This is a genomic window from Blautia sp. NSJ-175 (genome assembly GCF_022867815.1).
Classification (GTDB): Bacteria; Bacillota; Clostridia; order Lachnospirales; family Lachnospiraceae; genus Blautia; species Blautia celeris.
On sequence record NZ_JALIFQ010000014.1, the window covers coordinates 71,314 to 92,226 of the forward strand.

A 20,913-nucleotide genomic window follows, 5' to 3' on the forward strand; every position below is an offset into this window, starting at 1 on the left:
TTTAAATATATAAAAGTTGGAATATTCACCTTGAACTTTCAGTTTTTAACGTCTATAATTTATTAAACGACAGGAATCGGGGAATCTGTCGAATAGGGGAAAAGGACATAGGAATTGAAGGGAAAAATGGAAAAAATCAAAGCGTACATATCTAAAACCCGTTTTTGGGTTCTTGTGGCAGTGGTGCTGATGGTCATCATTGCTGTTGTTGTTATCTTTAAAAAGGCGGAAAACGCCGAAGAAACTCCTTATGAAAAAAACAGAAAGACCGTAGCCGCCCTGGAAAAGGCGGATATTTCCCATACGGAAAATGCTCTGAAAGACCTGGAAAGCCGGGACGGTTCCGAGGGCAGTCAAGGGGAAGAGCGGGATACGGTGGAATTAAAAAGGGCATTCCAGAATGCTGTGATACTGGGGGATTCTTTTTCAGAATCCATCGTGGAGTACGGCTTTTTGGACACGGATGTGGTGCTCTATAAAAGAGGCCTCAGCGTAAGCCAGGCAGATGACCTGGTGGACAATGCCATCTCACTGCGTCCCTCGGCAGTGTTTTTTGTTTTCGGAACAAACGACATGGAAATCTGTGAAGGGGACAGCAAAAAGTTTATTGAGGCATACAGGCGCCAGATCGGGCGGCTGAAAGAAGGGCTTCCGGATGCTGCAGTTTATATCAACAGCATTCTGCCCGCAACCAAAGAGGCTGTGAAGGAGACGCCGAGTTATGCGTACTGTGAAGCGTTTAACGAGGCACTTCAGGCCATGTGTGAAGAAGATGGATATACCTTTGTGGACTGTACTTTTTTAATAGAAGGAAAAGATGGAATTTATGAGCCGGACGGCATCCATGTGATCAAGAGTTATTATCCGGCATGGCTGTCCTATCTGGCAGATACGGCGGGATTATAAGATGAAAATAAAATGGGTAAAAGCGGGAACCCTTATGTTTTTGGCAACCTACCTTGTTTTTTTATGCACAAGAGGCTGGGCAAAGGATGTTCCCATAGAGGAAATGGCTTCCAAAATGGAGCAGGATAAGACAATAACTTCCCTGGAAAAATGCGGTGCAAGACAGCTTCGCAGGTTCTACGGGCTGGAAGCAGGGAATCTTGAAGGATATGTTTTTTATAAAGCAGAGTCCCCCATGTCTGTGGATGAGTTTCTGGTCGTAAAGGCGGAAAGTCCGAAGGAGGCAGAGGATGTGCTGGACAGTGCGGAAAAGCATCTGGAGGAACAGAAGAAAAGTTTTGAGGGATACGGCGTGTCCCAGACGGCGCTTCTTACAGAGGCAGCGGTGGAATCGAGGGGAAGTTATGTGCTGTACGCATCCGGAAGTCATGCGCAGCAGTGGAGGAAAGAATTTCTGGAATTGATCAAATAGCAGGGAGGATGATTTCCGGACTGCGTCCGGATTCAGGGGAGAATATATATGTTGCTGAACAGTTTGTTTTTTATCTTTGCATTTTTACCGGCAGTGCTGCTGATATACTACCTGCTGCCTGCCGCGGGGAGGAATTGGTTCCTTCTGGCAGCCAGCCTTGTGTTTTATGCCTGGGGAGACCCGGTCTATCTTATTCTGCTGATATTTTCTGCGGTATTTCATTATATTATGGGTCTGCAGATCGGAGGAGAGGAGAATGACGGAAGACGGAAGAAACAGGATCTGATCTTTGCCGTGGGAGTGGATGTATTTCTGCTCTGTTTCTTTAAATATTTCGGGCCGGCAGCGAATCTGATCGGCAGCTTTTTTCATACACAGATTGCAGTCAGGGAGCTGGCGCTTCCCATAGGACTGTCCTTTTATACTTTTAAGAATCTGTCCTATCTCTTTGATATTTACTATGGCAGAACAGAGGCGGAGAAGAAATTTACGGATTTTGCCGCCTACGCGGTATTTTTTCCTGCCATGACCGCAGGGCCTATTGTGCGGTACAAGGACATGAAGGAGCAGATGAAGAAGCGCAGGGTGAATGCACTGCAGCTTGGCTACGGAGCCAGAAGGTTTATTCTGGGTCTTGCAAAAAAGGTGCTGCTGGCCGACACACTGGCCTCCCTTTATGGGGAGATCAGCGCAGGGGCAGGAAATATATCTGTGCTCACTGCCTGGATCGGTATGTTTGCCTTTACCATGGAAATCTATTTTGATTTTTCAGGATATTCCGATATGGCCATTGGAATCAGCAGAATGCTGGGATTTACGGTAAAAGAAAACTTTGACTATCCGTATATGTCAAAAAGCGTCACTGAGTTCTGGCGGAGATGGCACATCTCTCTCGGAAGCTGGTTCAGGGATTATATCTACATACCTCTGGGCGGCAACCGCGTGGGAACAGGAAAGCATATCCGCAATATCCTGATCGTGTGGTGCCTTACCGGAATGTGGCATGGGGCAGCGCTGAATTTTCCTGTGTGGGGGTTATATTACGGAGTACTTCTGATAGCAGAAAAATATATTCTTGGCAGCAGGCTGAAAAAACTGCCGGGCTGGGTATCAGGGACTTATACGATGCTGCTGGTAATGATAGGCTGGATGCTGTTTTCCCACAATTCCCTGGGGGAGGCAGTGGGATATCTGGGGCATTTGGTGGGAATCGGGGCCGTGGGTCTTGCGGATACGGCGGCGCTGTATTATCTGAAGACAAACCTCGTGGTCTTCCTGCTGTGCATACTTGCCTGCAGACCGGGCTTTTACAGATGGGTGGAGAGCCGGTTCCACGATTCTATAATTGGCTCCGCGGTGCTGTACGGCGTGCTGTTTCTTCTGGGGACAGCCTGCCTGGTCTACAGCTCTTACCATCCTTTTTTATACCTGCGTTTTTAATAAAACAGGCGGGGATTCCCCACCGGAACGGAGAGGTTCATGAATGAAAAAAATAAAAACCTGCACAGGAGGGCAGCGATCATTACAGGCTGGGTATTTATCGCAGTCACAGCCTTTTTCTTTCTTGGCAGCCTGATCGCCAGAGACAGGACTTTTTCTGACAAGGAGAACAGAATGCTGGAACAGGCACCCGGTATCAATGGGGGACAGATCATATCCGGCAGATATGAGGAGAAGTTCGAGACGTATTTCACTGATCAGTTCCTGCTGCGGGATATGTGGATTGAGATGAAGGCCGGATTCGACCGGCTGATCGGCAGAGTGGAGTCAAACGGCGTCTATCTGGGAAAAGACGGATACCTGATAGAGAAGTTCACAGAACCCGACGGGAAAAACCTGAAGGAGACCTGCAGCGCCATAGGAGACTTCGCTAAGAGATATGGGGAAGTGAAGCAGTACGCCATGATAGTGCCTAATGCAGTGGAAATCCTCTCTGACAAGCTGCCTGCCTTCGCACCGGCAGCAGATCAGGGAAGGTATCTTGACACCCTCGGAAAAGAGCTGGAGAAGCAGGGAATCACGGTTCTGGATATGCGCGGCGTCCTGAAAAAGAACCGGGACAAGAAACTGTATTATAAGACAGACCATCACTGGACCACAGAGGCGGCGTATCTGGCGTTTCTGGAGGCAGGGAAGACCATGGGATACAATGGATCAGAGATCACATTTGACGCGCTGCCTGTCACAGGCGGATTCCAGGGTACACTGTCTGCAAAGAGCGGTTTTCGTTCAGGAGAGAAGGAGGAGCTGGAAGTATATCTGCCAAAGGACGGTTCCCCTTCTTCGGTGGTCAATTATGTGGATGAGCAGAAAAAGACAGCCAGTTTTTACGATACGGGAAAACTGGATACCAGAGACGGATACGCCTGTTTTCTGGGCGGCAACCACCCGCTTATCCGTATCGAGACACCTGTGCAGTCAGATAAGACACTTTTGGTGCTGAAGGATTCCTATGCCAACTGTTACCTGCCGTTTCTGGCGACCCAGTACCGGAAGATCGTGGCAGTAGACCCCAGGTATTATTACGGGGATTTGGAAGAGCTGATGCAGGTGGAGGAGATACAGGAGGTTTTATATCTGTACAATGCCAATACTTTCTTTTCAGACACATCCCTGCAGATGGTTCTGAGGGAAAGCTGAGAGGGAGAGGGGCAAAAATACAGGGCTTTCGCCGGTATAGCTTTCAGTTATGATTTACATACTAATTAGTTATAACGCTTTAAATGCATTGACAAAATTTTGAATAGTTGATAGAATTACAAGAAAAGTTAAGCTGTTCCGTGAAAACGGGAGAGCATGGGAGAAGGTGCTGTATGAACAAAAGAATTTTATCTATTCTGGTTGAAAATACGGCCGGTGTTCTGAGCCGGGTCTCCGGTTTGTTCAGCCGACGCGGTTATAATATCGACAGTCTTTCCGTGGGTATCACAACGGATCCGAATTATTCCCGTATGACAGTTGTCTGCAGAGGGGATGAACTGATTCTGGAACAGATCACCAAGCAGGTGGAAAAGCTTGAAGACGTACTTACCGTGAAGGTGCTGAAGGACGGGCAGAGTGTCAACAGAGAATTGATTCTGGTGAAGGTCCGTGTGGAGCCCGAGCAGCGACCGAGTATCTCTTCAATCGTGGATATTTTCCGTGCCAATATTATTGATGTGGGCAAGGAATCCATGATCATTGAGCTTACCGGTACCAAGTCAAAGCTGGAAGCGTTTATTGACCTGCTGGAAGGCTATGAGATTCTGGAACTGGCAAGAACGGGTATCACCGGACTTTCCAGAGGTGTTGATGATGTCTTCTATTTAGAAGAAGACGAGGAGTAATTTTACATACGTTAGCTAGAGAATGATTTTTTATTCCCTAAGATAAAACAATATGCTAGGAGGAAATTAAAATGGCAGTAAAAATTTATTATCAGGAAGATTGCAACATGGCACTTTTAGAGGGCAAGAAAGTTGCGATCATCGGTTACGGCAGCCAGGGACATGCACATGCTCTGAACTTAAAAGAATCAGGTGTGGATGTTGTTGTCGGACTTTATGAAGGCAGCAAATCCTGGGCAAAAGCAGAGGCACAGGGATTAAAAGTTTATACAGCAGCAGAAGCTGCAAAACAGGCTGATGTCATCATGATTCTGATCAACGATGAGAAACAGGCAGCTATGTACAAAAAAGATGTTGAGCCGAACCTGGAAGAAGGTAATATGCTCATGTTCGCACACGGCTTTGCTATCCATTTCGGACAGATCAAACCGCCGGCTAACATTGACGTTACCATGATCGCTCCTAAGGGACCGGGTCATACAGTAAGAAGCGAGTATCAGGTAGGAAAAGGTGTTCCGTGTCTGGTAGCTGTACAGCAGGATTACACAGGAAAAGCAAAAGACAGAGCACTGGCTTACGCTGCAGCACTGGGCGGAGCAAGAGCAGGTGTTCTGGAGACTACTTTCAAAGTTGAGACTGAGACCGACCTGTTCGGCGAGCAGGCAGTTCTCTGCGGCGGTGTATGCGCACTGATGAAAGCCGGCTTCGAGACATTGGTAGAAGCAGGATATGCACCGGAGAACGCTTACTTTGAGTGTATCCATGAGATGAAACTGATCGTTGACCTGATCTACGAAAGCGGATTCCAGGGTATGCGTTATTCTATCTCCAATACTGCTGAGTATGGTGATTACATCACAGGACCTAAGATCATCACAGATGATACCAAGAAAGCTATGAAGAAGATCCTGTCCGATATCCAGGACGGTACTTTTGCAAAAGACTGGATTTCCGAGAACCAGACAGGCTGCATGCACTTCGGCGCTATGAGAAGAAGAGAAGCAGAGCATCAGTTAGAGGAAGTCGGAGCAGAGCTGCGTAAATTATACAGCTGGAACGACACAGGCAAACTGATCGAGAACTAAATGTTAATGTATAAATAAAAACAGCCGCCGGGTGAAGGAAGTATCCTTTTCCCGGCGGCTTTGCCGTGGGGCCGCTGCCCCGCAGTTATTCCTGTAATTATGGCCGTTTACTGTTATAAAAATCAATGAAATCCTTTACCGCTGTGGTCTGCTGCAGGTTATCCAGGAAAGCGAAGCCGATATTCCGCTTGTGGATCGGGAAGGGGAGGGGAATCTCCACCAGGGTCTTATCCCTCAGTTCTTTTTCTACGAACTGGCGGATGACACAGGCCACGCCCAGGCCGATCTTGGCAAATTCAATGAGCAGGTCCATGGTGGACACTTCCAGCAGGTTGTTTGTCTCAATGTGGTGCATGGAGAGGTAGTCATCTATATACTGACGGGTCATATTTTCCTTGTCCAGCAGCATCAGAGTGGCTGTGTGGAAGATATCGTCCTTGTGGTTGGTGCGCAGGGACAGATTGTCCAGGTAGGAACTGGTGCTGACGAAAATGTCCTCAATTTCCCCGAGAGAATCAAAATGTATGTGGTGAAGCCGTTCCGGTTCCCCGATAAGCCCCAGATCAATTTTGTTTTCCTTCAGAAGCTGCAGGGTATGGTTGGTGGACTGGCATTCAATGGTGATCTTCACATGTGGGTGCAGCTTGATGAATTCCTGCAGATAAGGAAGCAGCATATATTTGCAGAGGGTAGTGCTGACCCCGATATGTAAATGCCCGATTCCCAGGTCATTGATCTTCTTAATACGGGATTCTCCCATTTGCAGGGAATAGAAGGCTTTCTGCACATAGTCGTAGAGGATCTCCCCCTCCTCGGTGAGCTGGACGCCTCTGGAATTTCTGGAGAACAAAGTCACATCCAGACTCTGCTCCAGTTTGCGGATGGATTTGCTGATCGCCGGCTGGCTGATATAGAGCTGCTCTGCGGCTTTGGAAATATTACCCGCGTTGGCTACGGTATAGAAGACGCGGTACAGGGATAAATTCTGCTCCATTTATAAAACCTCACTTCTGTATTTTATTTTACACCATATAAATAGGAGTTATGGCAGATATATTTAATATGTATTTCTATTATAACAAAAGATATGCTATGATAGCAATAGATGAAATCGATAGAACAAGGAGGAATACCCATGGGAATGACAATGACACAGAAAATTCTGGCTGCAGCAGCCGGCCTTGACAAAGTGGAAGCCGGACAGTTGATCGAGGCAGACCTGGATTTGGTACTGGGTAATGATATTACATCTCCTGTAGCAATTCACGAGATGGATAAAATGACCGTTAAGAATGTATTTGATAAAGACAAAATCGCGTTGGTTATGGACCACTTTATTCCGAACAAGGATATCAAATCAGCGGAACACTGCAAATGCGTGCGTGAATTCGCATGTAAGAATGAAATTACCAATTACTTCGATGTGGGAGAGATGGGCATTGAGCATGCGCTGCTTCCGGAAAAAGGCCTTACCGTGGCAGGTGACGTGGTGATCGGAGCGGACTCTCATACCTGTACCTACGGCGCGCTGGGCGCTTTCTCCACAGGCGTGGGAAGTACCGATATGGCAGCAGGCATGGCTACGGGAAAAGCCTGGTTCAAAGTACCGTCTGCCATCAGATTCAATATTGTAGGCAAACCGGCCAAATGGGTAAGCGGAAAAGACGTGATCTTACATATCATCGGCATGATCGGCGTGGACGGTGCTCTTTACAAATCCATGGAATTTGTAGGTGAAGGCATCAAAAACCTGAGCATGGATGACCGCTTCACCATTGCCAACATGGCAATTGAGGCAGGCGGAAAGAATGGAATCTTCCCGGTTGACGAGCAGACGGAAGCATACATGAAAGAACATTCCAAACGCCCGTATAAAGTTTACGAGGCAGATGCGGATGCGGTTTACGACGAAGAATATACCATTGATCTGAGCCAGCTGAAACCGACCATCGCATTCCCGCATTTGCCGGAAAATACAAAGACAATGGATGAGATCACAGAGGATGTGGTGATCGACCAGTCCGTGATCGGTTCCTGTACCAACGGCAGAATTGAAGACCTTCGCTGTGCAGCAGAGATATTAAAAGGCCGTAAAGTGAAAAAGGGCGTGCGCTGTATTATCATTCCTGCAACACAGAACATCTATCTGCAGGCAATGGAGGAAGGACTTTTGAAGATCTTTATAGAAGCCGGCGCAGTTGTCAGCACTCCGACCTGCGGACCGTGCCTGGGCGGATATATGGGTATCCTGGCAGAGGGCGAGCGCTGCATTTCCACCACAAACAGAAACTTTGTGGGACGTATGGGACACGTGGACTCTGAAGTATATCTGGCAAGCCCGGCTGTGGCTGCGGCAAGCGCAGTAACCGGCAAAATTTCCGTTCCGGAAGAACTTGGATTATAGGAGGGTGAAGACATGAAAGCAAACGGAACAGTTTTTAAATATGGCGACAATGTGGATACGGATGTCATCATCCCGGCAAGATATCTGAATTCTTCTGATCCGGCAGAGCTGGCACAGCACTGTATGGAGGACATTGACAAGGAATTCGTGAAGAAGGTACAGAAGGGTGATATCATTGTGGCAAATAAGAACTTCGGCTGCGGTTCTTCCCGTGAGCATGCACCCATTGCCATCAAGGCAGCAGGGGTAAGCTGCGTCATTGCCGAGACCTTTGCCCGTATTTTCTACCGCAACTCTATCAATATCGGCCTGCCTATCATTGAGTGTCCGGAAGCGGCACAGAACATCGAAGCGGGAGATGAGGTGGAAGTGGATTTCGACAGCGGGATCATCACCAACAAGACAAAAGGAACCAGCTTCAAAGGCCAGGCATTCCCTGAGTTCATGCAGAAAATCATTAAGGCTGAAGGCCTGATCAATTACATTAACAGCCAGCAGTAAAACAGCAGGATATAAAACGGTCCATTTCGCCGGGAAAAGCGGGATGGGCCGTTTTTTATGTGCGTGGGGGGAGGTGATGGCTGCGATTCATTGGCTTTGGGATGGGCGGAATCAGGTTGTAAGAGGAATGAAAATATGATATTATTTTTGTACAGAGTTAGCAGAGGAAAGTGTATGATAAAAAACATGAAAAAGCAGACAAAATTCTATAACACACCAGATGCTCCAAAACCCAACCGTCCGATTCACATGGGTGCAGTTGGCATTATAAGAAATAACGGAAGGGTATTACTGGAACGCAGGACAGACGCAGATCGCTGGGCATTTATCGGCGGTGGCCTGAAAATGGAAGAATCGCTGGAGGAATGTGTGCAGAGGGAGGTAAGGGAAGAGACAGGACTTTGGGCAGACAGTCTAAAATTACTTAATGTATTTTCCTATCCTTACAGGATAGCTGCTTACCCGGATGGAAATATCGTGCGCATTATAACTGCGGTCTATGAGGTCTTTATAAAAGATTTTCAGGGACTTTGCTGCAGTGAGGAATCCAGAGAACTGCGTTTTTTTGAGACAGATGAATTATCGGGGCTTACAATTGCAGAGACGCATAAGGATATTCTTGAATATTATATGTTACATTTTGCATAAGAAAAGGAGGGAGAATGTGATAAAACGGAAAATGGCGGCCGCTTCTGTGCTGTCTGTATTATGCATTTCTATGGTGGTTGGGGTAGGAGTACATGTAAATAACAGCATAAAACTGGATTTGATCATACCAAAACGGGAAGAGATTATAAAAGAAGGGTATCCAAAGAACGAAGCAGGGCAGACCTATGGAATGGGAGGCGTTATATATGGAGACCCTGAACTGCTGCTGGCTATAGGGGAAGATGATGTACAGGGATATGTGAAAAGCACAGACCTGGTTGGAGACCTGCCGGAAAGTCCTGAGGAGGCTTTGGAATTAAATAAAATAAAATCTTTCCGTATACCTATGTATCTGCAGGACGGTAAAACAGTGATTGGGGAATTTGTTGTTGGGTCACCGGCAGATGAGGAGGAAAATTGACAGGAGGGCTGCAGCAGCCCTCCTGCCAGTGTTTGGCCTCAAATATTAATTGGAAAATAAAATTCCGGCAGTCCGGTAGAATATGGCGCTATGTCATACTGCTGAAAATAAATAACCAGTTTTCCCGGCTCTAAATAAAAATTGTTGATACGAAATGTGTTATGCAAAAGCGTTTTATAGTCATCAAAATAAGTACCGGGATTCTCTTTTAATCTTCTGGCAATCTGGCTTTCCATGGATACCTGCAGCTGATGCAGGGAAGAAGGCGTAAGAGGATAAAAATCTGTGAGCCGCAGCCTTTCTCCGCTGCCGAAATCCCATGTATCAGAAGTGCGTATCGTCTGTCCATGGGCTCCGCCCGTATAAGTATATGTATCCGTATATAAGCTGGTGATGCATTCGGAATTATAGGTAATCTGGAAAACAACGTCCAGAGTATAAGCATTAAACGGGCGCGTGCCCTGTATGTATTCAAGGTCCTGTGCTGCCTGCGCAAATATCACATTCCTGCAGTAGTCCCGGGTGTTCTGGGCAAGTCGGAGATAGTAAGCATTTATAGCCTCGGCGGCTTTCACATTGCATGTGGTAGTAAAGGAAGGGTAGTTGATTTTATATGTTACGATCGGTATGTTTTTATATGATATGGTATCTGTTAAGGTATTTGTCGTGACTGTCTGCATATATACCACCTCACCGATTCATAATATAGATCATAAAATTAAGATACGCCGCGAATATACACCAGATGAGATAAGGAATTTGTAAATAAGCGGCAGCGGGGCTGATCTTATAAAACTGACAGATCATGACGATAATAACAAGAATCAACGCCAGCAGCCATATAAATGCAAGAAAATACTGGGAGAAACCAAAGAAAATAATGCTCCAGAAGAAATTGAAAAGCAATTGAACAGCGTATGTCCTAAGCGCCCTGCGCCTGCCCGGATCATTGGATTCATAGATGAGGTAGGAAGAAATTCCCATTAAAATGTAAAGTATTGTCCACACAACCGGAAATATAAAAGCCGGCGGACTGAGGGCTGGCTTGTTTATCATGTCATACATAGAACGGTTTCCGCTGATCAGGGTAGACAGAGAACCAATGGCCAGCGGAAGCAGGATGGAGATAACAAAAGAGCTTCTGTTTTCTTTACTCATATCTGTAATGTACTCCCTGTACGGGTATTTACTAAAACATATGCGTTTTTTTGATTACTTATGAGAAGTATTTGAAAGCTAATCCGTTTTCTTTATTTTATCACCGCCGCAGATTTCTTTGTGTACAAGGATGGTGTTCAAGGTGTCGCCAAGCTGGGAAAAACCGCAGCCAAGATCGCTAATTCGTCCTCTGTGCAGTTTTGAGAAAGAGCACAGGCCGCTGTAGATATAAAAGTAACAAGTTCACAGGAATTCATTATTATCATCTCTGCTTTATTATTATGCAGAAACAGCGGTAAAGTGATATATTCGGGAAAATTCCGCTTTATTCAAACCGGCAGGCTGGTAAAATATAATGTATAGAGAAAGAATTCGTGGTGGAGCGGCATAGGAAAACAATTGTTATGAGTAAAAAATTGGATAACAGTTATAAAGTGCAGAAGTAACGGAAACCGATAAAAAGCAGATTTATCAAAGGAATGTATATGGAATTTTATTTTAAATTGAAAGGCGGGAAAATGCACCTATACAGGGAAAACGGCATTTTTGATGATGATTTAGGGGAACTGGAAGAAACGTTTACCGGGAAGTTGAGAACGCATAATATATTTGGTGAAAACTTTGAACTGGAAGATATATCCGGTTTCTTTTCAAAAGGAAAACGTTTTTCAATCAAGAGTACCAAAGGGTTAAAGGAGGTTATCGAGAAGAAGGGATTTGGCGATAAATATGTTCTGAAAGAATAGATATATGGAATTTTAGTGGATGCTGCAAAATATGCTGTGCAATATTCAGTGTGTAATTTGCAGTATAAAGAGGAGGTCTGATATGGGTAAAAAAGGTTATAGTGAAAAGGGATTCTTTGAAAGTTGGAAGCACTATGATGACTGAATATTGAAAAAATAAAGAGATCATGTTCGATTACTCTGGAAGCCGTCCTTCGTACATGATACTTAATTCTCCATACACCTGAGCCCAGTTCCGGATGGTTGTGGTCCATTTCTTTGTGGCCTCAAATTGGGGATATGGCATCCCAGTTATCCTTCCAGGGCTTCATGGGATTCGGATATTTGGGCGTCCATTTTTCTGTTACCCGGTCAAGTGCTGCCAGCGCCTTTTTTTCATCAGCTGCCTGGTAGATGAGTCTTTGCAATCAGTTCATCAAGAGCTTGTGCGCCAGTAGGATTCACTTCAGGAGTAATCTGTACCCGCATCCCTTTGAGTTCATCGACGCGCCATGACAATTTTTCAGCAGACATTGTACTAATGTCAGCGTCGAAATCAAAGTTAGGGTTGATCTCCTTATATTCTTGTAGATGTTTAAGAAGTTCAATTCCTTCTTTAGCTGAATTAGATAAATTGTCTAATCCATTTGTATCCACTTCAGGAGCAATGTCAATCAGGCCGAGGTCAGACAGGACATTATTGAATTGTTCTGCTTGGTCAGCACTGACACCAAGTACATCCATGGTGTTTTCCAATGCTTGTTCCATTTCTTTACCTTGCGCATACTGCCCATCGGATAAATCTATGGATTTTAATTGTTCAGATGTGTATCCTGATAATGAAGTGGTTGCTGATTTTAATGCAACATCTTGACCTTCATATGCAGACTGTACTTTTTCAGATATTTCGGCATATTGAGCTGCAGCCTCTTCGTTTCCGTTAAAATTTCTGTTTGTAGGAGTTTCTAGTGCCTTTTGATATGAATCTGCAACCTTATCGACAGCATCGTCTTTAACAAACAGGTCAGCTTTGAGTTCAATATTATATTCACCTGCAGTTTCTTTGATTTGTTCTGCAAGTTTGTCGGCAACAAGAGTAGTATTCTTGCCATAGGTATTCTCTTTGAGGATTTGTTTACGTTCAATTGCAAGAGTATTTACTGTACTTCTTGCACCTTCTATTTCGTTATTATAGGTGTCAGCTTCTCTTTCGGCCAATAACTGCATAACATCCGCAGTTTCTTGTATATCTTGTTTGAGTCCGGCAATCTTATCTTTTTGTGCGTCAATAGCGGTCTGATTCCCAAAAGTCATTCCTTCAGAAGTCTCGTATTGACCAGCTTTGGTCGGTTCCGCATAATGTGCTCCAGCCTCGGCTAACTCTCCAGCCAAATCTTTGATATGCTCTTTTACTTGGTCAACCGTAGCAACAAAGTTATTGGAAAAACCATAATCCTCCAAACGACCAAACATAGCCATAAATGGTTCAAAACCAATACCCATCCGTTGCGCAGCATCTTCAAGGTCGGCTATATTGTACTGCCATTTTTCAAATGATTGACCGCTTGCATCAACTGCAGGAACTTATTCAGAAAATCCTTTCGTTCGGAGATCTTCCAAGAAGTTTTTACATCCAGATGCATCATCTGTTAAATAGCGAACTGCTTTTTCATAATTTTCTATGAAGTTGACAGGATTGTCTGCTCCAGAAGAAGAAAGCCATTTTGCTATGGATTTGAAATCATCAGTGCCGACAAGTCCTTTGGCGTAAAGTTCCTGAGCTGTTTTTATTTGAGAAACCATTTTCTCATAATTGCTACCTGCATTCGGTGTTTCAGCGGCTTTTGTTGCTTCGTCTAACAGAGGAGTAGCATTTAAATCAACAGCAGCTTGTTTGGCTTCATAGAGAGCCATTTTCAATTCCTGCGCATTGTGGATATCTTTTTCAGACACCAGTTGACCAGCTAAATTTAAATCATCTACAGATAAACCTTTTACAGCGTCTTCACCAAATTTGGCAACAAAATTGGCATAATTGGTTCCCAATTCATCAAGAACATCATTGAAGTCCATACCTTCTTTGATTTGTTTTTGGCTGATACCTTTTATTTTGGAACCGATTGTCTTTGTCAAAGAATTTACTTGTGTAGCATATTCGCAGAAGGACATTTGCGATTTTTGGTGTCAAGTTCAAAGAGCTGACCGATAGCATCCTGTACATCAGAGTTTTTTAAACCTTTGACAACATTCTTCGTCCAATTTTTGATTTTTTCTTCTGAATCGAGATATTTACTTATAGTCTCAGTGCTAAAAGAGCCGATGGTGGATTACATTAATGTATCTATATTAGCAGCCTTCTTATCAGTGGTATTGATGATCATTTTATAATAATCATCATTAGCATTTAGAAAATCAGCAGTACCTGACTGACAGTATTCGCCATTTCTGTTTATTTGGCTTCTGATTCGTCTGTTTTAGCAATAATTAAATTAATATTCTTGACAACAGATTTTGAGTCGTATTTTTTCAGACCTGCCTGTTTTAAAGTGTACTTCCAGTTCAGATTTGTTAACCCTTCATCAATTGCAACAGTATCCAAGTAATCATGGATATTTTTTTCTTTATCCCCATTCTTTTCGTAAGCATCACGTATGCCTTTGATTTGATTTTGTTGCTTTGTTCCAGATTCTTGCCAAAGGTATTTTCTAGATTGGTCAGTCTGAGCTTTGAAAACTCGCAGTAAAATACCTGTCTTTTTGATGTTCCTTTGATATTCCTGTAATTCGGCAGATCGAAATGCGTCATTTAAAGAAGCGGTATTTGACGCAACTGTCAGAATAGGCTGACCAAGATCATTATATCCTTTTACAAGAGACGGAAGAGTAGAAGCTAAACTGGGTGCAAGTGATTGGTATTCGGCAAATTTCTGAGCAGACAAGGAAAGATTGTGTCCCGTAGAATCTACGCCTTCTTGTAATTGGAGAAATCGTTTTTCATTATCAGCTTTCCATTGTTTACCGGAATATATGTTAGAATGACTTTGTTGTATTTCGGAGGAAGCTTCTTTAGCTTTATTAATTGCGTCTTCTTGTGCATTGGCAAGTTTTTGATAAAGAGCAATTACTCCGTTTATAGCAGCCGATATACCGATTCCAATAGCCATATTCCCAGCGGTTGCGAGTATGTTTTTACCAAATGATGCTAAGCCGGATTTAACAGGGTGGAGAGTTTGATTTAAGCCTTGTAATGTAGCCTTACCATGCTCTACTGTAGTAAAATAGCGCTTGGAAGCAGAATCCATGTCTTTATTAGTTCGTGCCCATGTATGTCCACCTTCATTAAGCAGCAGTATCCTTTCAGGTATATACCTTAACGTCAGATATAGTATTGCGCACTATATGGAGCAGATATTTCTATCCGGCGATTTACGGTATGTTAAAAAAACACTTTAAAGTATCAAGTTCCAAAAATATTCCCACAAAATCTTTAGAAGAAGCAAAAAGATTAGTCTATAACTGGAGACCTTCTGATTGTTTTATTCTGGCAAAAACAAATGAAATGATTGAAGAATATGACAAAGGTATTCTGTGTGAGAAGAAATCCAGGGTGTTTACAGAATGGCTTGACATGTCTGACGATGGACGAAATAACATTTTTGCGGGTAGATAGTATTATAAATTCAAATAAATAAAGGGACTAATGAATCCGATGTGGTTGAAAGAATAGCTACATCGGCTTTTACTTGCAAAATATGTACAATATTTACAAAAATAACTTGTAAAAATATGGGATTAATGGTAATATATACATATAAAAATAATAATAGTATTAAAAAATAATAATATTAAAAGAGAATAGTGTTAAAAGAGATTAATGTGTTTTGAGATGTACTATAAAATTGAAAGCAGGTGATTCCAATGGAGAGGTAAGTAATAAAAAATATTGCGAATAGATAAAAAGAGAAAAGAGTGGATTTATATTATTTACATGAATCTTGTAACTTGAAAATACGTTTTCTAAAAAGGAGAATGAATATATGAAGTTAAAAATGAAAATAATAAGCACCTTAGCCATATTCTCAATGCTTTGCACACCCATGTCTGTCGCTGCAGATGCATCCTCACCAGAAAATAATGAGGATATTAATATTCGTATAATAAGCGAAGAAAAAATGTCTGATGAAGAGATTCAGGAATACAATGCGAAAGAACACGTAAATATTGGATTAACAGAACAAAGCTCAACGGGTATTGTTCCTTATGGGATAGGCATACCAACTACGAAGTATAACATATCCACTACAACTGCCTACAATTTTGCTGGTAGCTCAACAAGCGGCAACTTATATACAAACTACTATTTTTCTGGATATGAGAAGTATTATGTTCAAATTAAAAACTATTCAGACACAACATTAACAGCAAAAGTAAAAACATTTTTTAGCACAAAGAAGACATTGACTGTAAAACCAGGAAATACAATTTATGCAGAAGTGAGTGGATTTTCTACAAGTAGCAATGTATATATTTTATTTGAAGCTCCTTCAGATTTCTCAGGGTGGATTAAAGCATTAGATTAAAGGCTTATTGCTCATATATCACTCTATGCGGCCCGTTACAATGAAAATCTAATCCCTAGCATGTCTGGGGATTAGTACCGTTAGAAATATATATTTTTTGGAAAGGCCATTAATCAGATCATTTTCACTCTATACTCTTAAGCAATATTAGGAAGGTGTTATATGGGAAAAAAGAATCTTTCAAGGCGTGGAGGTATTTTATGTCAGCGACTCTTTTGAAATTCTTCGCATTATTTTTTATGACATTAGACCATATATATGATTATTTTCCTGGCTCTCCTCTTTTTTTTAAGTGGATAGGAAGGATATCAGCACCTATTTTTTTGTTTTTATCATGTGAAAGTTATCGCCACACTAGTAAAAAAATAAAATACATGATTAGGCTTTACATATCAAGTTTATTAATGGGGATTATTAACTTTTGGAGCCTTTCTAAATATAAAGATATACCTAATAATATTTTTAGAACATTATTAATAGCTGTTTTATCATATTATATCTATGATAAGATAAAAGAAAAAAAGTACAAATATTTTTATGTCTATACCATTTGGCAGCTATTTGCATACATATTTATGGTTTGCATATTACAAATTTCCAAGTTTAACGAAGAATTTATCGTACGTGTTGTAGCACCATTACTGGGAAGTGTATTTTATGTCGAAGGTGGATTGTTATTTATAATTCTGTCTTTATTATTTTATATTTTTCATAATCGCAAACTACTATTATCTTTATCATTCACTGGATTTGCAGTAACATATACAGCATTGTTTCAATTTAACATATTAGAAAGAACAAGAAATTATTTGGACCGCATATCAGGGCATATTCTTGGTGAAATATTTTTTTTTATATCTGTTACCATATTAAATATTGCACCAATGAATATTTATGAACATTCTCTATTATATGATAATTATGTCTGGATGATGTTATTGTCTATTCCATTCATTCTTTCATATAATGGAAAAAGGGGTATTGGGATGAGGTATTTTTTTTATCTCTATTATCCACTTCATTTAATTATATTAAGTATTATTTCATTTGAGTTTTCTGTATCATAATGAAAAAGTTTTGTACATAAAAAAGCAAATACTTATAGTTTGGGTAAAATTGAAGTCTTATAATGTATTCATACGTCTTTGACGTAAATACATTTAAAGGAGGTCATCTTTTATGACTAATTATCGAGTTATCGAGAGATTATCAGGCTTGCCAGCCTGAATCTCAGCCAAACCAATATCGCACTCAGTTGCGGTGTCTCCAAGAAAACGGACAATAAGGTTCTGAAGGCGGCACGGGAGCAAAATATCTCATGACCGCTTGATGCAAACCAGATTGATTCGGTAATCGAGCAGCTGTTGTTCCCCAAACAGAATGGTAAGCAGGCTCATACCAACAAACGGATGCCGGATTCCGGATTACGCTCACATCCGCAAGGAACTGCTACGAAACGGCGTGAACAAAAAGCTCCTATGGACAGAATACCTTGAGGAATGTGCTTCTATCCAGTGATTGGATTTCATATCCGGAAAAGCCTCTGCGCATCCGTACAAACTGCATGGAAGAACGGCAGCAAATATATATGCCGGTATATCCCTGCCACTGGCGGCATCATAAACCTTGAGGAGAAGTGAGAGAATGAGAGCATCAGCAGAAATGATATTTTATGCAGATGAAATAGAAGAACTTTTTGAAGTATTAGAAAAGGGATATCAATCAAATGGTAATATCGTTAATTTGGGATTAATATGCAACTTTGATTTGGGATTAAGGGGAGGTGAGCTATGTGCCTTAAAATGGCTAGATATTAATTGGATAAATGAGACGCTTTTTGTTCAAAGGCAAGAATGTACTACTGGTGAAGTGGTTGATTATGTGAAATCTGATAGCTCGGCTGGCTATAGTGAGCTGTATTTGACGGATGGCGTTATGCAGATCTTTAAAAGGATAAAAAATGAATAAAAAGTTTTATCTGAGTATTTATTTTCAAATCCAGATAGTAGTAGAGCGGTTAAAGATCAATTTGAACATAGGTTAACAAAAGCTGAACTGGCATTAGGATGGAAAACAGGAAAGTTAAAATATTCTCATTGTATACGGCGTACTGTGGCATCGCGAATGAATGTAGATGGATGGTCACTAGAAGAGATCAGAAGATGGCTAGGACATACAAGTAAAGAAACAACATTAAAATATATTTTTAATCCCTATCGACAAGACGAGATGAAGGAGAAGCGAAAAAAAACATCCATATTACAAAATAATAAAAACTGTCTTCAAAATAATGATTCATTTTAAAAATAAAAAAATACTGGAGAACCGCATAAACAGCGGCCTCCAGTATCTTAATTATTAATCGGGGCAACAGGATTTGAACCTGCGACCTCACGGCCCCCAGCCGTGCGCGCTACCAAGCTACGCCATACCCCGTAACGATTATTTATTATAACAGAATTTTTGGAAAATGCAAGAAAAAATCGAAAAAAAGTTTAATTTTTTTTATTAAAATATTTTTAAGGAAAAAAACGCGCATTTTGACCGGACTGCCGCATGATAAAAGTACAGATATAATGGCTGTTTTCTGTACGGAGGACCGCAGTTGTTTCCATCGGCAGTCCCCCATTTGAATGATCAAAAACGCTGGGATTCCTATTAGAAATGAATCACCCTTGGTTCATCCGTAAATGATGCAAAGGTAGCCGTGGCATCTTTCAGGTAAAATACTTGTGTATTGCCATCGCCGGGCTGATACATGGCCTGCAGGTTCGGGTAGCCGTCCAGCATGTGCTTCTGTGCCTCTACCCTGTCATCCAGCACGGCAGTGGCCTCGATCCGCAGCCAGTGACCGCCGTCGAATGCGCAGATCTCTATTTGGGGATTAGCCAGAATCTGTCGGGAAACATTTTTTACTTTACCGGTCTGGATATAGAGTTTGTCTTCAAAGATGTCCACGGTTCCAAAGGGACGGACTCTTGGTTGACTGCCCTCTGTGGTTGCCAGATAATAAGTCCCGCATTTCTTTAGAAAATCATAGATTTCCTGCATAAAACAGACCTCCTTTGTAAATTTGACATTTTTACGCGCCTATACTAATATTATAGCAAATACATGAGAAAAAGAAAGCGCTATTTAAAAGAATAAGCGAAAATAAGCGAGGATACCCCACGATATGACCGCACTCTTCAAAAATGTCTGTCGTGGGATGAAATAACAGACAGAGCAGGAGGATGAACCTTTGAAGATAGAAGACCTGGACAGTAATTTTAAACAGGAAGCAAACAGTACACGCTTAAATTACAGGAAGGTAAAGGAAACAGAGGCAGAGATTGAGGGATTATGCCCCCATACCTGGCAGCGCCTTCCCGATGGTGTTCTGGAAGAAATAGACAGACCGGAGCTTACTGCGCTTGCCCGGCATACCAGCGGAGGTGTGATGCGATTTCAGACAGATACCTGTATTCTGGGTTTGTGTATGGAGCTGCTGGAGCCGGATTTTATGATGTCCCATATGCCCCTGACCGGAAGCGCGGGCATGGATGTGTTTGTAAACGGCAGCTATGCCGCTACATTCAGGGCAGAACTGGGAGAAGATGCGGTAAAGGGAGAAATTCTTCTTTCAGGGGAAAAATCGGAAATAACCGTATATCTGCCCCTCTACAACGGTGTGAAGGAATTTTACCTGGGTATCTCAGAGAAGGCATGTATATGGAAGCCGCTTGAACATAAAGTAAGGAGGCCTATAATCTTTTATGGCTCCTCCATCACACAGGGCGGATGTGCCTCCAGAACCTCCAATGCCTATCCGGCGCTGGTGGCAAGATGGCTGGATGCAGGCATGTATTGTCTTGGGTTCTCAGGCAATGCCAGAGGGGATCTGCCGATTGCCCGTTATATTGCCGGACTGCCTGCAGAATATCTGGTCTATGATTACGACTACAATGCTCCCGATGCCGCGTTTTTGAGGGAAACACATGAACCGTTTCTGGAATATATTCTTTCACATAACCCGACGCTTCCTGTGCTTGTCATGTCACGGCCAAACCCGGAATTTAAGACAGAAGAGCTGCAGAGCAGGGAGCGCAGACAGATTATATGGGAGACGGTTTTCAAATGCAGGGAAAGAGGATATCAGGTGGATTTTCTGGACGGTGCGGAGCTGTTTGGGGAGGAAGCAAGAGAGTGCTGCACTGTGGATGGCATTCATCCCAATGATTTGGGATTTTACCGGATCGCGCAGAGGGTTTTTGGAAAAATACATGCGTTTCTCTCTTGACATTTTCGGCAGGGAATGGTATCTTAACTTTAACACAACAGCAGCGAGCTGTTGCAATATGACAAATGCGAAGATAAGGATTAGTACAGATTCATATCGGATTTCAGAGAGCCGCTGGCTGGTGTGAAGCGGCAGACGCAGAATCTGGAACTGCCCTTGGAGCAGCTGCCCGAACTTTCTTTGAGAAACAGTAGGCGCAGACGGAACCCTGCCGTTATCAGAAGGGAAAGATATAAGGTGTACATATCTGTATCTTATTAAGCGTATGAAGTATATTCATAAAGTAGAGTGGTACCGCGCAGGACAGTAGTCTTTCGTCTCTATTACAAGCATATTGTAATAAAGATGGAGGGCTTTTTTTTATACCATTTGGGAAGCCAGAGAAATCCCTGGAAGTCCGGGCAGGCCG

Annotated in this window: 24 protein-coding genes, 1 tRNA gene, 2 pseudogenes and 1 other annotated feature; of the genes and pseudogenes, 17 read left to right on the forward strand and 10 right to left on the reverse strand. The window is 42.5% G+C overall.

The genetic code is table 11. From position 1 onward, the window contains the following. Window positions 1–126: 126 nt before the first annotated feature. The 6 genes from MUB35_RS20105 to ilvC all read left to right on the forward strand — a co-directional run bounded on the left by MUB35_RS20105 (window position 127) and on the right by ilvC (window position 5,789). Window positions 127–906 carry a GDSL-type esterase/lipase family protein gene (locus MUB35_RS20105; RefSeq protein WP_146051707.1) on the forward strand — a complete coding sequence of 260 codons (780 nt, stop codon included), beginning with the start codon at window positions 127–129 and terminating at the stop codon, window positions 904–906. Between the two features lies 1 nt (window position 907). After that, window positions 908–1,378 (forward strand): DUF4358 domain-containing protein, encoded by a 471-nt coding sequence (locus MUB35_RS20110; RefSeq protein WP_244806713.1) that lies wholly within the window; start codon window positions 908–910, stop codon window positions 1,376–1,378. A 48-nt stretch (window positions 1,379–1,426) separates the two neighbouring features. Beyond that, window positions 1,427–2,818 carry an MBOAT family O-acyltransferase gene (locus MUB35_RS20115; protein WP_244806714.1) on the forward strand — a complete coding sequence of 464 codons (1,392 nt, stop codon included), beginning with the start codon at window positions 1,427–1,429 and terminating at the stop codon, window positions 2,816–2,818. 39 nt (window positions 2,819–2,857) lie between these two features. Continuing rightward, window positions 2,858–4,018 (forward strand): DHHW family protein, encoded by a 1,161-nt coding sequence (locus MUB35_RS20120; protein ID WP_244806715.1) that lies wholly within the window; start codon window positions 2,858–2,860, stop codon window positions 4,016–4,018. 173 nt (window positions 4,019–4,191) lie between these two features. Continuing rightward, a complete protein-coding gene (ilvN, locus tag MUB35_RS20125; protein WP_033140411.1) occupies window positions 4,192–4,704 on the forward strand; it encodes an acetolactate synthase small subunit in 513 nt (170 codons plus the stop codon). A gap of 71 nt (window positions 4,705–4,775) precedes the next feature. Further along, window positions 4,776–5,789, forward strand: a complete 1,014-nt coding sequence (gene ilvC, locus MUB35_RS20130) for a ketol-acid reductoisomerase (protein ID WP_033140410.1) — start codon at window positions 4,776–4,778, stop codon at window positions 5,787–5,789. A gap of 97 nt (window positions 5,790–5,886) precedes the next feature. On the opposite strand, the gene MUB35_RS20135 is transcribed toward ilvC, so the two are convergent. Next, window positions 5,887–6,783: a LysR family transcriptional regulator gene (locus MUB35_RS20135; protein ID WP_033140409.1), complete on the reverse strand. Its 897-nt coding sequence runs from the start codon at window positions 6,781–6,783 to the stop codon at window positions 5,887–5,889. A 141-nt stretch (window positions 6,784–6,924) separates the two neighbouring features. Here MUB35_RS20135 and leuC point away from each other — a divergent pair, with 141 nt between their 5' ends. The 4 genes from leuC (at window position 6,925) to MUB35_RS20155 (ending at window position 9,763) form a co-directional block, all read left to right on the forward strand. Then, a complete protein-coding gene (leuC, locus tag MUB35_RS20140) occupies window positions 6,925–8,193 on the forward strand; it encodes a 3-isopropylmalate dehydratase large subunit (protein ID WP_033140408.1) in 1,269 nt (422 codons plus the stop codon). Window positions 8,194–8,205: 12 nt separating this feature from the next. Next, entirely contained in the window at window positions 8,206–8,694 is a 489-nt protein-coding gene (leuD, locus tag MUB35_RS20145; RefSeq protein WP_033140407.1) for a 3-isopropylmalate dehydratase small subunit, read from the forward strand. 174 nt (window positions 8,695–8,868) lie between these two features. Beyond that, window positions 8,869–9,342 carry an NUDIX domain-containing protein gene (locus tag MUB35_RS20150; protein ID WP_054351172.1) on the forward strand — a complete coding sequence of 158 codons (474 nt, stop codon included), beginning with the start codon at window positions 8,869–8,871 and terminating at the stop codon, window positions 9,340–9,342. A gap of 16 nt (window positions 9,343–9,358) precedes the next feature. Then, entirely contained in the window at window positions 9,359–9,763 is a 405-nt protein-coding gene (locus MUB35_RS20155; protein WP_244806716.1) for a hypothetical protein, read from the forward strand. A gap of 38 nt (window positions 9,764–9,801) precedes the next feature. On the opposite strand, the gene MUB35_RS20160 is transcribed toward MUB35_RS20155, so the two are convergent. The 3 genes from MUB35_RS20160 to MUB35_RS31055 form a co-directional block, all read right to left on the reverse strand. Next, a complete protein-coding gene (locus MUB35_RS20160) occupies window positions 9,802–10,443 on the reverse strand; it encodes a DUF3298 and DUF4163 domain-containing protein (RefSeq protein ID WP_244806717.1) in 642 nt (213 codons plus the stop codon). Window positions 10,444–10,453: 10 nt separating this feature from the next. Continuing rightward, the gene (locus tag MUB35_RS20165) at window positions 10,454–10,921 is read right to left on the reverse strand and encodes a TspO/MBR family protein (protein ID WP_244806718.1); all 468 of its coding nucleotides are present in this window, start codon (window positions 10,919–10,921) and stop codon (window positions 10,454–10,456) included. A gap of 78 nt (window positions 10,922–10,999) precedes the next feature. Beyond that, on the reverse strand, window positions 11,000–11,149 hold the full coding sequence (locus MUB35_RS31055) for a DUF6774 domain-containing protein (protein ID WP_353963992.1): 150 nt from the start codon (window positions 11,147–11,149) through the stop codon (window positions 11,000–11,002). 257 nt (window positions 11,150–11,406) lie between these two features. Between MUB35_RS31055 and MUB35_RS20170 the strand changes: the two genes are divergently transcribed. Beyond that, on the forward strand, window positions 11,407–11,667 hold the full coding sequence (locus MUB35_RS20170; protein ID WP_156120825.1) for a hypothetical protein: 261 nt from the start codon (window positions 11,407–11,409) through the stop codon (window positions 11,665–11,667). Between the two features lie 175 nt (window positions 11,668–11,842). Here the strand turns inward: MUB35_RS20170 and MUB35_RS30870 are convergent. From MUB35_RS30870 to MUB35_RS20190, 4 genes and pseudogenes are all read right to left on the reverse strand, one after another. Further along, window positions 11,843–12,068 (reverse strand): annotated as a pseudogene (locus MUB35_RS30870) (transposase); the annotation flags it as partial. Then, window positions 12,046–13,149 (reverse strand): hypothetical protein, encoded by a 1,104-nt coding sequence (locus MUB35_RS20180; protein ID WP_244806719.1) that lies wholly within the window; start codon window positions 13,147–13,149, stop codon window positions 12,046–12,048. The pseudogene MUB35_RS30870 and the gene MUB35_RS20180, both read right to left, overlap by 23 nt. Before the next feature lie 81 nt (window positions 13,150–13,230). Further along, window positions 13,231–13,779 (reverse strand): hypothetical protein, encoded by a 549-nt coding sequence (locus MUB35_RS20185; protein WP_103733094.1) that lies wholly within the window; start codon window positions 13,777–13,779, stop codon window positions 13,231–13,233. Window positions 13,780–14,095: 316 nt separating this feature from the next. Next, entirely contained in the window at window positions 14,096–14,947 is an 852-nt protein-coding gene (locus MUB35_RS20190) for a hypothetical protein (RefSeq protein ID WP_176834276.1), read from the reverse strand. 86 nt (window positions 14,948–15,033) lie between these two features. Between MUB35_RS20190 and MUB35_RS20195 the strand changes: the two genes are divergently transcribed. From MUB35_RS20195 to MUB35_RS30875, 5 genes and pseudogenes are all read left to right on the forward strand, one after another. Continuing rightward, entirely contained in the window at window positions 15,034–15,315 is a 282-nt protein-coding gene (locus MUB35_RS20195; RefSeq protein ID WP_225305330.1) for an ORF6C domain-containing protein, read from the forward strand. Between the two features lie 367 nt (window positions 15,316–15,682). Next, window positions 15,683–16,225 carry a hypothetical protein gene (locus MUB35_RS20200; protein WP_054351179.1) on the forward strand — a complete coding sequence of 181 codons (543 nt, stop codon included), beginning with the start codon at window positions 15,683–15,685 and terminating at the stop codon, window positions 16,223–16,225. A gap of 200 nt (window positions 16,226–16,425) precedes the next feature. Beyond that, entirely contained in the window at window positions 16,426–17,292 is an 867-nt protein-coding gene (locus MUB35_RS20205; RefSeq protein ID WP_033140398.1) for a TraX family protein, read from the forward strand. Between the two features lie 577 nt (window positions 17,293–17,869). Continuing rightward, a complete protein-coding gene (locus MUB35_RS20210; protein ID WP_225305329.1) occupies window positions 17,870–18,193 on the forward strand; it encodes a hypothetical protein in 324 nt (107 codons plus the stop codon). A 21-nt stretch (window positions 18,194–18,214) separates the two neighbouring features. Beyond that, a pseudogene (locus MUB35_RS30875) lies at window positions 18,215–18,529 on the forward strand (site-specific integrase); the annotation flags it as partial. Between the two features lie 58 nt (window positions 18,530–18,587). On the opposite strand, the gene MUB35_RS20220 reads toward MUB35_RS30875, so the two are convergent. Continuing rightward, a tRNA-Pro gene (locus MUB35_RS20220) sits at window positions 18,588–18,661 on the reverse strand. Between the two features lie 222 nt (window positions 18,662–18,883). Then, on the reverse strand, window positions 18,884–19,276 hold the full coding sequence (locus MUB35_RS20225) for a pyridoxamine 5'-phosphate oxidase family protein (RefSeq protein ID WP_033140396.1): 393 nt from the start codon (window positions 19,274–19,276) through the stop codon (window positions 18,884–18,886). A gap of 190 nt (window positions 19,277–19,466) precedes the next feature. Between MUB35_RS20225 and MUB35_RS20230 the strand changes: the two genes are divergently transcribed. Further along, window positions 19,467–20,504 carry an SGNH/GDSL hydrolase family protein gene (locus MUB35_RS20230; protein WP_244806720.1) on the forward strand — a complete coding sequence of 346 codons (1,038 nt, stop codon included), beginning with the start codon at window positions 19,467–19,469 and terminating at the stop codon, window positions 20,502–20,504. Between the two features lie 61 nt (window positions 20,505–20,565). Then, window positions 20,566–20,829 (forward strand) — a binding site (T-box leader). Window positions 20,830–20,913 lie beyond the last annotated feature (84 nt).